Source organism: Stenotrophomonas sp. PS02300 (genome assembly GCF_029959395.1).
GTDB classification, from domain to species: domain Bacteria; phylum Pseudomonadota; class Gammaproteobacteria; order Xanthomonadales; family Xanthomonadaceae; genus Stenotrophomonas; species Stenotrophomonas maltophilia_AD.
Window position 1 is genome coordinate 1 of sequence record NZ_JASCOP010000016.1, and the last position, 13,690, is coordinate 13,690.

Consider the following 13,690-nt stretch of genomic DNA (forward strand, 5'->3'; position numbering starts at 1 on the left):
GGCCAGCATCGCAGCCACCGGCTCGCTCTTTACCGAGGTCACATCCAGCCACAGCCGGCCGGCTTCGCGGCCGGCCGAACGGGTCACGTAATCGGCAATCAAGGCAGGCGTGTGCCGAATCGGCGCGGAGAACACCAGCACGTCCGCGCGCTCCAGCAGTGTTTCCGGGTCGTCCGACTGCGGATCGGCCGGGTCATGCCCGATCACTTCCAGCCCCAGGCGCTGCGCCAGGAACGTGCGCAGCCAGCGCCCATAGGCGCCGGCGCTGCCGACGATGCCGACAACCGGGCGCAGGCTCACGCCAGCCGCTCGGCGCGGAAGCGGTGCGGCTGCGCCAGCGCGGCCGGTGCGGCAGCCAGCACGTCGAATTCTTCGTGGTCGTTGGCCAGGGTGGCCTCCAGCGCGGCATGCACGCCGGAGATCGACCGCGACAGTGCCTGCTCGAAGCGCTCACCACGCAGCAGGAACGCGACCAGCAGCGACATCAGCACATCGCCGGTACCGGCCACGTCGACCGGCAGGTGCGGCGAAGACCAGCGCCAGATCGCCTCGCGGCTGACCGCCAGCGTGACCAGCTCGCCCGGGTCGCCACCCACGCTGTGCGCCAGCACCCATTCCGGCCCGCGCGCCAGCAGTGCCTTCGCGGCGGCGATGGCATCGGCTTCGGCCAGGCTCGGCATGCCGGTCAGCCGGCCCAGCTCGAACGCATTCGGCGTGACCAGCCACGCATGCGGCAGCAGGCGTTCGGCGAAGATGGTTTCCAGGCCCGGCTCCACGTAGGGACCGGTGTGGGTATCGCCGATCACCGGGTCCAGGCAGTAGCGCAGCTGCGGCGACGCCGGCAGCACCGTGTCCAGCCAGTCGGCGAACGCCGCACCATTGCCGACGCTGCCGAAGTAGCCGGACACCAGCATCTTCGCGCGCGCCGGCAGGCCGCGTTCGCTGGCGCCCAACAACAGGTCGGCGAACCAGTCGGCCGGCAGCACGCGGCCGCGCGTGGTGGGATAGAACGGCGCATTGCTCAGCAGCGTGGTCGGCACTTCGGCCACGCGCACGCCCAGCGCGCGCAGCGGCGGCACCGCCGCGCTGTTGCCGGCGTGGCCATAGACCAGCTGCGATTGAACCGAGATGACGTCGACCGGCGACGGACCGTCCGGGCGCTGGCGGCGCCCATGGACCAAGTGGCTTTCGAGGGTATCGTTCATGGCTCATTTTAGAGCCTACCGACCAACGGTCGGTACCTGCCGGCTGAATCGCAGCCACGAAAAAGCCGGGACGTGCCCGGCGTTTTCGTTACCGATGGAACCAACCGCTTACGAGGTCATGCGATCCCAGAAACCCTTCACGCCATCGATGAAGGTCGCCGACTTCGGCGAATGCTTGCGCGCTTCTTCGCCGGTGAAGGTGGTTTCGAACTGCTCCAGCAGCTTGCGCTGCTCGGTGGTCAGGTTGACCGGGGTCTCCACCACCACGCGGCAGTACAGGTCACCTTCGCTGCGGCTGCGCACCGAACGCACGCCCTTGCCGCGCAGGCGGAACAGCTTGCCGGTCTGGGTTTCGGCCGGAATGCGGATTTCCGCATAGCCGCCCAAGGTGGCTACGCGCACGGTATCGCCCAGCGCGGCCTGCGAGATGCGGATCGGCACTTCGCAGTGCAGGTCGTCGCCATCGCGCTGGAAGATGGCGTGCTCGCGCACCCGCACTTCCACGTACAGGTCGCCCGGCGGCGTGCCGGCCGGACCGGCCTCACCCTCGCCCGCCAGGCGGATGCGGTCGCCGGTGTCGACGCCCGCGGGCACCTTGACCGACAACACCTTGTCTTCCTCTACCCGGCCATTGCCGTGGCAGGTCTTGCAGGGGTTCTGGATGATCTGGCCGCGGCCGTTGCAGTTGTGGCAGGCCTGCTGCATGGCGAAGATGCCACGCTGGATGCGCACCTGGCCCTGCCCACGGCACACGCTGCAGGTTTCCACCTTGCCGTCGTCCGAACCGCTGCCGTGGCAGTCGTCGCACTCGGCCAGGGTCGGAATCTCGATGCGGCGCTCGATGCCGCGCACCGCTTCTTCCAGGTCCAGCTCCATCACGTAGCCGATGTCGGCACCGCGACGTGCCTGGCGCGGACCACCACCGGCACCGCCGAAGATGTTGCCGAAGATGTCGCCGAAGATGTCGCCCATGTCCGGGCCACCCGGGCCGCCACCGCCGCCCATGCCGTGCTCGAAGGCCGCGTGGCCGTGCGCATCGTACATGCGGCGCTTGTTGGCGTCGGACAGGGTTTCGTAGGCTTCCTTGCACTCCTTGAAGGCCGCTTCGGCGGCGCTGTCGCCGGGGTTGCGGTCAGGGTGGTGCTTCATCGCGCAACGGCGATAGGCCTTCTTCAGTTCTTCTTCGGTCGCCGTGCGGGTAACACCCAGCACTTCGTAATAATCGCGCTTGCTCATGGTTTGAATCGGGTTCCGGCGGTCGGGATTCATCCCCGACATGCCGCGGCACGGCTGTCAGGATCTAATGGAAACGACAACGGGACGTTGCCTGCGCAACGTCCCGTCTGGCGTCCGGATCAGGACTTCTTGTCGTCCTTTACTTCGGTGAACTCGGCGTCGACCACGTCGTCCTGTGCGCCGCCGTTGGTGCCGGCACCGGCATCGGCACCCGGGGCGCCGCCGCCCTGCTCGGCCGTAGCCGAGGCCGCGAACAGCGACTGGCCGGCTTCTTCAAGCACCTTCGACTTGGCTTCGATCTGGGCCTTGTCGTCACCCTTCATCGCGGTTTCCAGGTCGGCCAGGGCCGATTCGACCTTGCCGATCACTTCGCCACCAACCTTGCTGCCGTGTTCGTTGATCGCGGTACGGGTACCGTGGATCAGCGCGTCAGCCTGGTTGCGGGCCTGGACCAGCTCGTGGAACTTCTTGTCTTCTTCGCGGTTGGCTTCCGCGTCGGCGACCATGCGCGCGATCTCGTCCTCGGACAGACCCGAACCGGCCTTGATCTCGACCTTCTGTTCCTTGTTGGTCTTCTTGTCCTTGGCCGACACGTGCAGGATGCCGTTGGCGTCGATGTCGAAGGACACTTCCACCTGCGGCAGGCCGCGCGGGGCCGGCTCGATGCCGGAGAGGTCGAACTTGGCCAGCGACTTGTTGTAGCGGGCCTGTTCGCGCTCACCCTGCAGCACGTGCACGGTCACGGCCGACTGGTTGTCTTCGGCGGTGGAGAATACCTGCGACGCCTTGGTCGGGATGGTGGTGTTCTTTTCGATGATCTTGGTGAACACACCGCCCATGGTTTCGATACCCAGCGACAGCGGGGTCACGTCCAGCAGCAGCACGTCCTTGACGTCGCCGCCGAGCACGCCGCCCTGGATCGCCGCACCCAGTGCCACGGCTTCGTCCGGGTTGACGTCCTTGCGCGGTTCCTTGCCGAAGAACTCGGTCACGGCCTGCTGCACCTTCGGCATGCGGGTCTGGCCGCCGACCAGGATCACTTCGCTGATGTCGCTCGAACGCAGGCCGGCATCGTTCAGGGCGATGCGGCACGGCTCGATCGACTTCTTGATCAGGTCTTCCACCAGCGCTTCCAGCTTGGCGCGGGTCAGCTTGATGTTCAGGTGCTTCGGACCGGAGGCATCGGCGGTGACGTACGGCAGGTTCACTTCGGTCTGCTGGCTGGTCGACAGCTCGATCTTGGCGCGCTCGGCCGCATCCTTCAGGCGCTGCAGGGCGAGCGGATCCTTGCGCAGGTCGATGCCCTGGTCCTTGTTGAACTCGTCCACCAGGTACTCGATGACGCGGTTGTCGAAGTCTTCGCCGCCCAGGAAGGTGTCGCCGTTGGTGGCCAGCACTTCGAACTGCTTCTCACCGTCGACGTTGGCGATTTCAATGATCGACACGTCGAAGGTGCCGCCGCCCAGGTCGTACACGACGATCTTGCGGTCCTTGCCGTCACCCTTGTCCAGGCCATAGGCCAGGGCAGCAGCGGTCGGCTCGTTGATGATGCGCTTGACCTCCAGGCCCGCGATGCGGCCGGCGTCCTTGGTCGCCTGGCGCTGGCTGTCGTTGAAGTAGGCCGGCACGGTGATGACCGCTTCGGTGACGGTCTCGCCCAGGAAGGCTTCGGCCGTCTTCTTCATCTTTTCCAGCACGCGCGCGGAGATTTCCTGCGGCGCCATCTTCTTGGCATCGCTGGTCTGCACCCAGGCATCGCCGTTGTCGTGGGCCAGGATGCCGTAAGGCACGTGCGCGATGTCCTTCTGGACTTCAGCGTCGGTGAACTTGCGGCCGATCAGGCGCTTGACGGCGTAGAAGGTGTTCTTCGGATTGGTGACGGCCTGGCGCTTGGCCGAGGCACCCACCAGCACTTCGCCATCCTTGGTGTAGGCGACGATGGACGGCGTGGTGCGGTCGCCTTCCGAGTTTTCGATGACGCGGGCCTTGCCGCCGTCCATGATCGCCACACACGAGTTGGTGGTGCCGAGGTCGATACCAATGATCTTGCCCATGGGGAGACTCCTGAAAAATTTGGGAACATCCGGCAGCTGCCGGGTTATGAATGGGATGTGTGGGACGCTGATGACACTTTCAACCCATCCATCGAACGCTGTGTCCGATGGCGGCCAAACGCGTTCAGGTCAGTCCCGCGCCACTACGACCAGGGCCGGCCGCAGCAGGCGGTCGTTAAGCAGGTAGCCCTTCTGGAACACCTGGACCACGCTGCCCGGCGCCGCGCCGGGCGCGTCGACCTGGCTGATGGCCTGGTGGTGTTCGGGGTTGAAGGTCTGGCCGGTGGGGTCCAGCAGGGTCAGGCCGTTGTCGGCGGCGACCTTGAGCAGCTGCTTGTAGGTCAGCTCCAGGCCTTCGCGCAGCGGGCTGGGTTCGGCGCCGGCGGCATTGAGCCCGGCGTCCAGGCTGTCGAACACCGGCAGCAGCTCGCCCAGCAGCTTTTCGTTGGCGAAGCGGCGCGCCTGTTCGACGTCGCGGGCCACGCGCTTGCGCTGGTTGTCCAGGTCGGCGCGCTCACGCAGCGACTCGGACCGGAGCAGGGCCACTTCGTTGTGCAGGCTGTCCAGCTGCTGCTGCAGGGAATCGCCCGTGGCGGCGTCGCCGGCCGGGGTCTGGGATGCGATATCAGGCTGATCTTGGTTCATTTCCGGATCCTTGGCGGTGACTCTCCGCCTCCACCCACCCCAATGTGGGCGGCCGGACCCGATTCAAGAGCTGCGGGCGTGTTTAGGTGCGATCCCGGGACAATCCGCCCCCTGCGGGGGCATCCAGGGCTGCGCCGAGCACCTGGGCAGTGGCCTCCACCAGCGGAATCATGCGGTCGTAGGCCATCCGCTTGGGCCCGATCACCCCCAGCACGCCCAGCACCTGGCCGCCGGCCGAGTACGGGGCGGTGACCAGCGAGATGTTCTCCAGCGGCATCACCCCGGTCTCCTCGCCGATGAAGATGCGCACCCCCGGGGCCTGGATGGTGCGCTCGAGCAGCTGCAGGATCTCGCGCTTGCTGGCGAACAGGTCGAACAGCTCGCGCAGGCGGTCCAGGTCGGACAGGTCCTGTACCCCCATCAGCCGGGTCTGCCCGGCCAGCACCATGTCGTCGGCCGGCGGCGCCATCGCCTGTTCGGCCAGCTCCACGCTGTGCGCCAGCAGCTGCTCCATTTCCGTGCGCGCCTGGCGAAGCTCGACCAGCAGGGTGGCGCGGATCTCGGCCAGCGGGCGGCCGGCGCAATGGGCGTTGAGGTAGTTGGCCACCTTCTCCAGCTCGGCCGGCTCCCAGCTGCGCTTGGGCTCGATCACCCGGTTCTGCACTTCATTGTCGGCAAACACCAGGATGGCCAGCACCCGGCGTGCGTCCAGCGCCACGAAATCGATGTGGCGGAACGCGAACTGTTCGCGCCGTGGCGCGCCGACCACGCCGACGAAATGGCTCATCGCCGAGAGCAGCTCCGAGGCGCTGCCGAGCAGGGCCTGGGTGCCGGCGCCACTGGACAGCTCGCTGCGCAGGCGGCTCAGCTCGCTTTCGCCGGGCGGCTGCATCTTGACCAGGCTGTCGACGAACACCCGGTAGCCGTGCGCGGTGGGCACCCGCCCGGCCGAGACGTGCGCCGAGCTGAGCAGGCCCAGGTCTTCCAGGTCGCCCAGGATGTTGCGGATGGTGGCCGGGCTGACATCCAGCCCGGCCAACCGCGCCAAAGTCTGCGAACCGACCGGCTCGCCATCCTGGATGTGGCGCGCGATCAGCGTCCGCAGCAGGTGGCGGGCACGCGGTGCAAGATGGGGCGCGGAAGGGTGCATGGAATCAACCTGTGAGACGCAACGTTGGATAATGGCAGGAACACTGCCTGCCCCACCCATGCTAGCGTTGCGCGGCTCAAGAACCCACGACCATGCTTAAACATCTATCGATCAAGGATTTTGCCGTTGTCCGTGCCACCGAACTGGAGTTCGGCGCGGGCATGACCGTGGTTTCCGGCGAGACCGGCGCAGGCAAGTCGCTGATGGTCGACGCGCTGGGCTTCCTGTCCGGGCTGCGCGCCGACAGCGGCGTGGTCCGGCACGGCGCGGCGCGCGCCGAGCTGTCGGCCGAATTCGCGCCGGGCGAACAGGCCCCGGCCCGGCAATGGCTGCGCGACAACGAACTGGATGACGAGGAACAGTGCCAACTGCGCCGGATCATCCGTGCCGACGGCGGCTCGCGCGCCTGGATCAACGGGCGTCCGGTGACCCTGTCCCAGCTCACCGAGCTGGCCGGCATGCTGGTCGAAATCCACGGCCAGCACGAACAGCAGGCGCTGCTGGCGCGGCCCTCGCAGCTGGCGCTGCTGGACGCCTACGCCCGCAACGAGGCCGAGCGCATCCAGGTGCGCCAGGCCGCCGGCCGTTGGCAGGCGCTGGTCGATGAGGCCGAGTCGCTGTCGCGGCAGGGCGATGTCAGCGACCGCATCGGCTTCCTGGAACACCAGCTGGGCGAGCTGCAGCGCGAAGACCTCGAGCCGGCCTCGATCGCCGCGCTGGGCAGCAGCCACCGTCGCCAGGCCCACGCCGGGGCGCTGGTCAGCGCCTGCGACGTGGCCGCCGCCCGGCTCAACGGCGACGATGAGGTGTCGGTACTGCAGCTGCTGCAGCAGACCCGGCATGACCTGGCCCGCGTGGCCGAACACGACGCCCGGCTGGGCGAGGTGGACGCGCTGCTGGACAGCGCGGTCATCCAGCTGCACGAAGCGCTGGCCCTGCTCGACCGGGTCCACGACGACCTCGATGCCGACCCGGAGCAGTTCGAGGACATCGAACGCCGCCTCGGCCGCCTGCACGACCTGGCGCGCAAGCACCGCGTGCCGATGGAAGGCCTGGCCGAACACCGCGATGCGATGGAAGCCGAAGTCGAGCAGCTGCGCGGCGCCGATACCCGCCTGCAGGCGCTGGCCGGCGAGATCGACCGCGCGGCCGCGCAGTGGCAGGCCGTCGCCACCACGCTCAGTGCCAGCCGCGCCACCGCGGCCAAGGCGCTGTCGGAGACCACCACCACGCTGATCGGCGAGCTGGGCATGGGCGGCGGCCAGTTCCTGATCGAGATCGAGCCGCACGCGGCCGCCAAGCCGGACCCGAACGGTGCCGAGCGCGTGGAATTCCTGGTGGCCGCCAACGCCGGCCAGCCGCCGCGCGCGCTGCGCAAAGTGGCCTCCGGTGGTGAGCTCTCGCGCATCTCGCTGGCCATTGAAGTGGCCGCGCTGGGCCTGGATGCGGTGCCGACCATGGTGTTCGACGAAGTCGATTCCGGCATCGGCGGCGCGGTGGCCGATATCGTCGGCCAGAAGCTGCGCGCGCTGGGCGAGAAGCGCCAGGTGTTGTGCGTCACCCACCTGCCGCAGGTCGCCTCCAAGGGCCACGCCCATTACCGGGTCAGCAAGGCACCGGTGGAGGGCATGACCCAGAGCGCGGTGGAGAAGCTGGATGCCAAGGCCCGCGAGGAAGAACTCGCGCGCATGCTCGGCGGGGTGGAAGTCAGCAAGGAAGCCCGCGCCGCCGCGCGCAAGCTGCTGCAGGAAACCTGAGGGCAGTACCCACCCACGGTGGGTACCTACCGTCAGATCAGCGGTTTGCGCAGATCTACGTGTTCCACCAGGAAATCCAGGAACGCGCGCACCCGCAGGGGCAGGTAACCCCCCTGCCCCACGAACACCGCGTGCACGTCTTCCAGGTCACCCGGGTTGGCGTGCTCCAGTACCGGCAGCAGCCGCCCGGCGGCGATATCGGCCTGCACCTGGAAGGCCGCCAGCCGTGCGATGCCCGCGCCGCCCAGCACCAGCCGCCGCAACGCCTCGCCATCGCTGGCGCGTGCGTTGCCGCCGGTCGGCACCATCTGCACCTGCCCCTGTTCGCACACCGGCCAGCCGGTCTGCGCACGTGCGTGACCGATATCCAGGCGGTTGTGTGCCAGCAGCGCTGCCGCATCGCCCGGCAACCCATGCCGGGCCGCGTATGTTGGCGCCGCCACGATCATCATCCGGGTGCTGCCCAGCCGCCGCGCGACCAGGCTGGAGCTCTTCAACGGGCCGGCCCGCACCGCCACGTCGGTACGCTGCTCCAACAGGTCGATCACCTCATCGGTGAGCATCAGGTCCACCCCCACCTGCGGGTGCCGGTCCAGGAAGGCCGGCAGCAGCGGCAGCAGGAAGTGGTGGGCAAACGGCACGTTGCTGTTCACCCGCAGCCGCCCGCGCGGTTCGGCATGGGCGCTGGCGCAGCGCTCGGCCTCGTCCAGGTCGGCCAGCACGCGCAGGCCACGCTCATAGAAGGCGCAGCCTTCCGGGGTCAGCTGCAACTGGCGGGTGGAACGCTGCAGCAGCCGCGTGCCCAGCCGTTGCTCCAGCCGCGCCACCAGCTTGCTGACCGCCGAAGGACTCATGTCCAGCGCGCGGGCCGCCGCCGAGAAACTGCCGGCCTCGATCACCCGCACGAAGATTTCCAGCTGGCCGGAACGATTGATGTCGGGCGTCGGCATTGGATGAATTCAGTTCACAGATGATTGTCCGCAGGCAGTCTAGTTCACAGATAGCCCGCCGCGCACGATGGCCGCCTCTTCCACGGGATGGCCTACATGAACCCCCTGATCCGCCTTGCCACTGGCACCCTGCTGACGCTGTCGGCCGCTGCCGCCTCCCTCGCCACCGCTGCGGAAGGTCCCGCGCCGCCGCACTGGGTCGCCAGCTGGCAGGCCAGCCCGCAACCGGTCTGGGGCGCCGACTTCCTGTTTCCGACCGGTATCCCGCAGGTGCTGGACAACCAGACCTTCCGCCAGACCGCCCGGATCAGCCTGGGCGGGCCGCGGTTGCGCGTGCGTTTGAGCAATGCGTTCGGCACCACGCCCTTGCGGATCGGTGCGGCCAGCGTGGCCGGGAGCGCCGGAGCAGCCCCGGTGGCGCTGTCCTTTGACGGCCAGGCGGGCACCACCATCGCGCCCGGCCAGGACCGCGTGACCGACCCGCTGGCCCTGCCCGTTGGCAACCAGCAGGCTGTGCAGGTCAACGTGTACGTTCCCGGCCCCACGCCACTGCAGACCTTCCACTGGGAGGGGCGCCAGACCAGCGCGATCGCCCCGGGCGACCAGTCCGGCAGCGTTGCGCTGCGCGACAGCAGCCCCACCACCGCGCGGCTGTTCCTGACCGGGATCGAGGTGGAGGCCCCGGCGGCGGCGCGCACCGTGGTGGTGATCGGCGATTCGATCACCGACGGCGCCACCGCCAGCCTGGACCGCGACCAGCGCTGGACCGACCACCTGGCTGCCCGGCTGGCGCCGCAAGGTATGGCGGTAGTCAATGCGGGCATCTCCGGCGGGCGGCTGCTGCGCGACGGCATGGGCGAAGCGGCGCTGGCCCGGTTCCAGCGCGATGTGCTGGACGTTCCGGGCGTGGCCAGCGTGGTGGTGCTGGTGGGGATCAATGACATCAGCTGGCCGGGCACCGCCTTCGCCCGCGACCAGCCACGACCGTCGCTGGCCGAACTCCAGGCCGGCTACCGCCAGCTGGCAGAGCGCGCGCATGCCCACGGCGTGCGGATCATCGGCGCCACCCTGACCCCGTTTGCCGGCGCATTGCCCGGCACCCCGCTCGACGACTATTACGCCCCTGAAAAGGACGCCCTGCGCCAACAGCTCAATGCCTGGCTGCGCGAGCAGGCCCCGTTCGATGCCGTGATCGACCTGGACGCCGCCCTGCGCGACCCGGCCGACCCGGCCCGGCTGGCGCCGGCGTTCGACTCCGGCGACCACCTGCACCCGGGCGATGCCGGCAACCGGGCGATGGCCGAGGCGGTGGACCTGGCGATGTTCGGGCAATAAAAAACCCGGGCTTGGCCCGGGTTCTTTTTAAGCGTCTACCGACCAACGGTCGGTAGCTACCGTAACGGCTGCGCCGTTACTTCCTTTTCTTGCGCACGTAGAGCACCAGCGAGTGCTCTTCCAGCTCGTAGCCGTGGTCGGCGGCGATCTTGCGCTGAAGTTCTTCGATCTCGTGGCTTTCGAACTCGATGATCTTGCCCGAGTCGACATCGACCATGTGGTCGTGGTGGCCGCCCCGGTCCAGTTCGTAAACGGCCTGGCCGCCTTCGAAGTTGTGCTTCAGCACCAGGCCGGCGGCCTCGAACTGGGTCAGCACGCGGTACACCGTGGCCAGGCCGATCTCGTCACCGTGCTCCAAAAGCTGGCGGTAGATGTCTTCGGCCGTCATGTGGTGCTGGTGCTTCTGGGCGTCGCGCTGCTCGAGCAGGGCAAGGATCCGCATACGCGGATGGGTCACCTTCAGGCCAACTTTGCGCAGGTCGTGGGTTTCCATAAGTCTCCGTTCATTGGCGATTTAGCGCCAGCTGCCTCGGATTGGGTCGCGGCGACACGTTCGGAGTGTATCATCGACTGGATTTCCCCAAACGCCATTCCCGATGCGCAATCTCCTGCTGGTCGCCGCCGTTGCCCTGTCCACCACGGGCTGCGGCATCATCTATAAGCAACCCATCTATCAGGGCAACCTGATCCGGGAGCAGGCCGTCGGTCAGCTGCAGGTGGGCCAGAGCAAGCAGCAGGTCAACGCGCTGCTCGGCACCCCCTCCATCGACGACCCCTTCCACGCCCAGCGCTGGGACTACACCGCCAGCCAGCGGCTGGACCGCCTCGGCCGCACCGAAGTGAAGAACTTCGTTGTCTTCTTCGAAGGCGACCAGGTCACCCGTTGGGAAGGCGACTACTTCCCGAACAACGATGCCCAGCTGGCCCGGGACCAGGTGCGCCAGTTCGGCCGCAACCTGGCCAAGGACAAGAAGAAGCAGCGCGGCCGCTGATCCGGCGCACCGCCCGGCACACAGTGACCGGGCGGTTGGCAATGCGGCGTAGAGCCGGGCCCTGCCCGGCTGGCACCATCAGCGAGCGCGAGCCCGTTTACGCCGGTTGTCCTTCGGATCCGCCACCAGGGGCCGCAGCAGTTCCACGCGGTCCCCGTCGTTGAGCACCTGGCTGGCCTTGGCCAGCAGCCCATGCACGGCCACGGCCGGGCAGTTTTCGCTGTCCTCGATCGCCGCGGCGGCAATGGCGTCGGCCACGGTGGCGCCGTCGGCCAGCTGCAACGGGCGCGCATCGGCCCGGTCGGGCCAGGCCAACACCACTTCCACCCGGATCACGGCTCAGTCCTGCTCGTCGGCGACGCGGACGAAGTCATTGACCATGCGGTCGGCCAGGCCCTGGAAGCCCAGTGCCAGTGCCGGCCCCAGCAGGCGTGAGTTGGGTTCAAACTCCAGGGTGAGGCTGACCTTGCAGGCATCTTCGGCCAGCGCATGGAATTCCCAGCGGCCGTGCAGGCGCTTGAACGGCCCATCGCGCAGCTGCATGTCGATGTGGTGCGGGCGCTGGAGGGTGTTTTCGGTCATGAACCAGGTCGAAAACGACCCCAGCCCCAGGTCCAGCCGCGCCACCAGCCGGTCCGGGCCGGATTCCAGGATCTGCGCGGCCGAGCACCACCGGAAGCGGCGCGGGTAGGCATCAATATCATTGACCAGGTCGAACATGCGGGCAGCCGAATGTTCAACCAGGGCACTACGTCGGATAGTTGGCATGCGAAGGCTTGGCTGGCGAATCGACCACGGAGGCCCGAATCGGAGACAATACGGAAATGAGCAAGAACAGCGGCAAGGATAAAGCAAAGAACGCGACGGCCAACAAAACCATCGCGCTCAACAAGCGTGCCCGCCACGAATACACCCTCGAGGACCGTTTCGAGGCCGGCCTGGCCCTGCAGGGCTGGGAAGTGAAATCGATCCGCGCCGGGCGCGGCAACATCATCGACGCCTACGCCTACGTCAAAAGCGGCGAGATCTTCCTGATCGGCGCCCAGATCACCCCGTTGATCCAGGCCTCCACCCATGTGGTGGCCAACGACCGCCGCGAGCGCAAGCTGCTGCTCCACCGCAGCGAGATCGACAAGCTGGTCGGCAAGGTCGAACGTGACGGCTACACCATCGTCCCCACGGCGATGTACTGGAGCAAGAACAAGATCAAGCTGGAAGTGGCGCTGGCCAAGGGCAAGCAGACCCACGACAAGCGCGACGCCGAAAAGGACCGCGACTGGGCCCGCGAAAAGCAGCGCACCATGCGCCGCCACAACCGCGACGCCTGACCCCCCGGCGGACACCGTACCGCCTGGCGCATCATTACCACCATCGTAGAGCCGGGCCCTGCCCGGCTGCCCTACCCGCCCCAACTGTCCGGAGCACCGCGTGACCCAGGAAATCCCCCAGGAGACCGCCCCGAGCGCGGACCCCATCGCCACGCTCCAGGCCGACGTCGCCGCCTACGAGACCATCTTCGGCGAGCTGGCCCGCGCCATGGACCCGGCCGCCCTGCTCAAGGTGCTCACCTACACCCTGCGCAACGCCAAGCGCGTGGCCTCGGAGGCCCAGAGCTACGACTCGCTCGAGCACCGTCGCCTGGTCGCCCGGATCGAGGCCCTGATGGCCCGGGCCGAACCCGAAGCCCGCAAGCAGGCCATGACCCAGCGCAACGCCCAGAACCATGACCGCAAGGTCCGGGCCAAGCACCAGGCCGACAGCAAGCGCCAGCGCGAAGGCAGGTAAGCCCAAACCGGGGTGGGTGCGCCTTTCAGGTGACTGTTCAGCTGAATTGGAGTAGCATCGGCCCCGTCAAGTAGCGTCTGGTCGCAGACGGCTTGCAGTTCTTGAAGAAACCGGGGGTGCATTGGTTTCGACGGGGGTTGTGAAGTTACTTGGTGCATGCCGAGGGGGCAGCTTTCCTCGTTAATCCAGCAGCAAACTTCTAGTTGCCAACGACGACAACTACGGTTCGAACGACTTCGCAATCGCTGCCTAAAAAACAGCTTTAGCGTTTAGTTCTACAGCCGCCTAAGGCGAACCCCCGAACCTACTTGTGCCCGTGCTCGTAGATGTAGGGTCATTATCACGGAACCGGCTGTGATGGCTGCCTGTCAGTCACGGCTTAACTAAAGCAGGCTGGTCCTGGGGTGCGCTTTGCACACCGTGCTGCCACAGGGCGAGATTCAACGGTGAGCTAAGCATGTAGTACCGGGGATGGAGTGCCTTCGGACGGCGGTTCAATTCCGCCCACCTCCACCAATGCGGGGTCTGCGAAGACCCTGGAAAGCCGAGAGATCCCTTAGGGACTCTCGGCTTTTTTATTG

At 67.4% G+C, this 13,690-nt stretch carries 14 protein-coding genes, 1 other RNA gene and 1 pseudogene; 6 read left to right on the forward strand and 10 right to left on the reverse strand.

Going from position 1 to position 13,690, the window contains the following annotated elements; genetic code table 11:
• The 6 genes and pseudogenes from QMX79_RS05240 to hrcA all read right to left on the reverse strand — a co-directional run.
• A pseudogene (locus tag QMX79_RS05240) lies at positions 1–300 on the reverse strand (hypothetical protein); the annotation flags it as partial.
• Complete coding sequence (pdxY, locus tag QMX79_RS05245) at positions 297–1,205, reverse strand: pyridoxal kinase (protein ID WP_282245075.1); 909 nt, start codon at positions 1,203–1,205, stop codon at positions 297–299. The pseudogene QMX79_RS05240 and the gene pdxY, both read right to left, overlap by 4 nt.
• A gap of 108 nt (positions 1,206–1,313) precedes the next feature.
• A complete protein-coding gene (dnaJ, locus tag QMX79_RS05250; protein WP_282245077.1) occupies positions 1,314–2,441 on the reverse strand; it encodes a molecular chaperone DnaJ in 1,128 nt (375 codons plus the stop codon).
• 119 nt (positions 2,442–2,560) lie between these two features.
• Positions 2,561–4,495: a molecular chaperone DnaK gene (dnaK, locus tag QMX79_RS05255; RefSeq protein ID WP_282245079.1), complete on the reverse strand. Its 1,935-nt coding sequence runs from the start codon at positions 4,493–4,495 to the stop codon at positions 2,561–2,563.
• A gap of 129 nt (positions 4,496–4,624) precedes the next feature.
• A complete protein-coding gene (gene grpE / locus QMX79_RS05260) occupies positions 4,625–5,140 on the reverse strand; it encodes a nucleotide exchange factor GrpE (RefSeq protein WP_282245081.1) in 516 nt (171 codons plus the stop codon).
• A gap of 82 nt (positions 5,141–5,222) precedes the next feature.
• Positions 5,223–6,290 (reverse strand): heat-inducible transcriptional repressor HrcA, encoded by a 1,068-nt coding sequence (hrcA, locus tag QMX79_RS05265; protein ID WP_282245083.1) that lies wholly within the window; start codon positions 6,288–6,290, stop codon positions 5,223–5,225.
• A 92-nt stretch (positions 6,291–6,382) separates the two neighbouring features.
• Here hrcA and recN point away from each other — a divergent pair, with 92 nt between their 5' ends.
• On the forward strand, positions 6,383–8,047 hold the full coding sequence (recN, locus tag QMX79_RS05270) for a DNA repair protein RecN (protein ID WP_282245085.1): 1,665 nt from the start codon (positions 6,383–6,385) through the stop codon (positions 8,045–8,047).
• A 32-nt stretch (positions 8,048–8,079) separates the two neighbouring features.
• Here recN and QMX79_RS05275 read toward each other — a convergent pair whose 3' ends face one another.
• Positions 8,080–8,997 carry a LysR family transcriptional regulator gene (locus QMX79_RS05275; protein ID WP_282245087.1) on the reverse strand — a complete coding sequence of 306 codons (918 nt, stop codon included), beginning with the start codon at positions 8,995–8,997 and terminating at the stop codon, positions 8,080–8,082.
• Positions 8,998–9,093: 96 nt separating this feature from the next.
• On the opposite strand from QMX79_RS05275, the gene QMX79_RS05280 reads away from it, so the two are divergent.
• On the forward strand, positions 9,094–10,332 hold the full coding sequence (locus tag QMX79_RS05280; protein WP_282245089.1) for an SGNH/GDSL hydrolase family protein: 1,239 nt from the start codon (positions 9,094–9,096) through the stop codon (positions 10,330–10,332).
• Positions 10,333–10,408: 76 nt separating this feature from the next.
• Here QMX79_RS05280 and fur read toward each other — a convergent pair whose 3' ends face one another.
• Positions 10,409–10,825 (reverse strand): ferric iron uptake transcriptional regulator, encoded by a 417-nt coding sequence (gene fur, locus QMX79_RS05285; protein ID WP_068851145.1) that lies wholly within the window; start codon positions 10,823–10,825, stop codon positions 10,409–10,411.
• Positions 10,826–10,928: 103 nt separating this feature from the next.
• Between fur and bamE the strand changes: the two genes are divergently transcribed.
• Positions 10,929–11,324, forward strand: coding sequence for an outer membrane protein assembly factor BamE (bamE, locus tag QMX79_RS05290; protein WP_282245100.1), 396 nt, complete (start codon positions 10,929–10,931; stop codon positions 11,322–11,324).
• A gap of 78 nt (positions 11,325–11,402) precedes the next feature.
• On the opposite strand, the gene QMX79_RS05295 is transcribed toward bamE, so the two are convergent.
• Positions 11,403–11,660 carry an RnfH family protein gene (locus tag QMX79_RS05295; protein WP_282245102.1) on the reverse strand — a complete coding sequence of 86 codons (258 nt, stop codon included), beginning with the start codon at positions 11,658–11,660 and terminating at the stop codon, positions 11,403–11,405.
• A gap of 3 nt (positions 11,661–11,663) precedes the next feature.
• Positions 11,664–12,092, reverse strand: coding sequence for a type II toxin-antitoxin system RatA family toxin (locus QMX79_RS05300; RefSeq protein ID WP_282245104.1), 429 nt, complete (start codon positions 12,090–12,092; stop codon positions 11,664–11,666).
• A 56-nt stretch (positions 12,093–12,148) separates the two neighbouring features.
• On the opposite strand from QMX79_RS05300, the gene smpB reads away from it, so the two are divergent.
• From smpB to ssrA, 3 genes are all read left to right on the forward strand, one after another.
• Positions 12,149–12,652, forward strand: a complete 504-nt coding sequence (smpB, locus tag QMX79_RS05305) for an SsrA-binding protein SmpB (protein WP_068851133.1) — start codon at positions 12,149–12,151, stop codon at positions 12,650–12,652.
• 100 nt (positions 12,653–12,752) lie between these two features.
• Positions 12,753–13,109, forward strand: a complete 357-nt coding sequence (locus QMX79_RS05310) for a hypothetical protein (protein WP_184123990.1) — start codon at positions 12,753–12,755, stop codon at positions 13,107–13,109.
• A gap of 112 nt (positions 13,110–13,221) precedes the next feature.
• Positions 13,222–13,625, forward strand: a transfer-messenger RNA (tmRNA) gene (gene ssrA / locus QMX79_RS05315).
• Positions 13,626–13,690 lie beyond the last annotated feature (65 nt).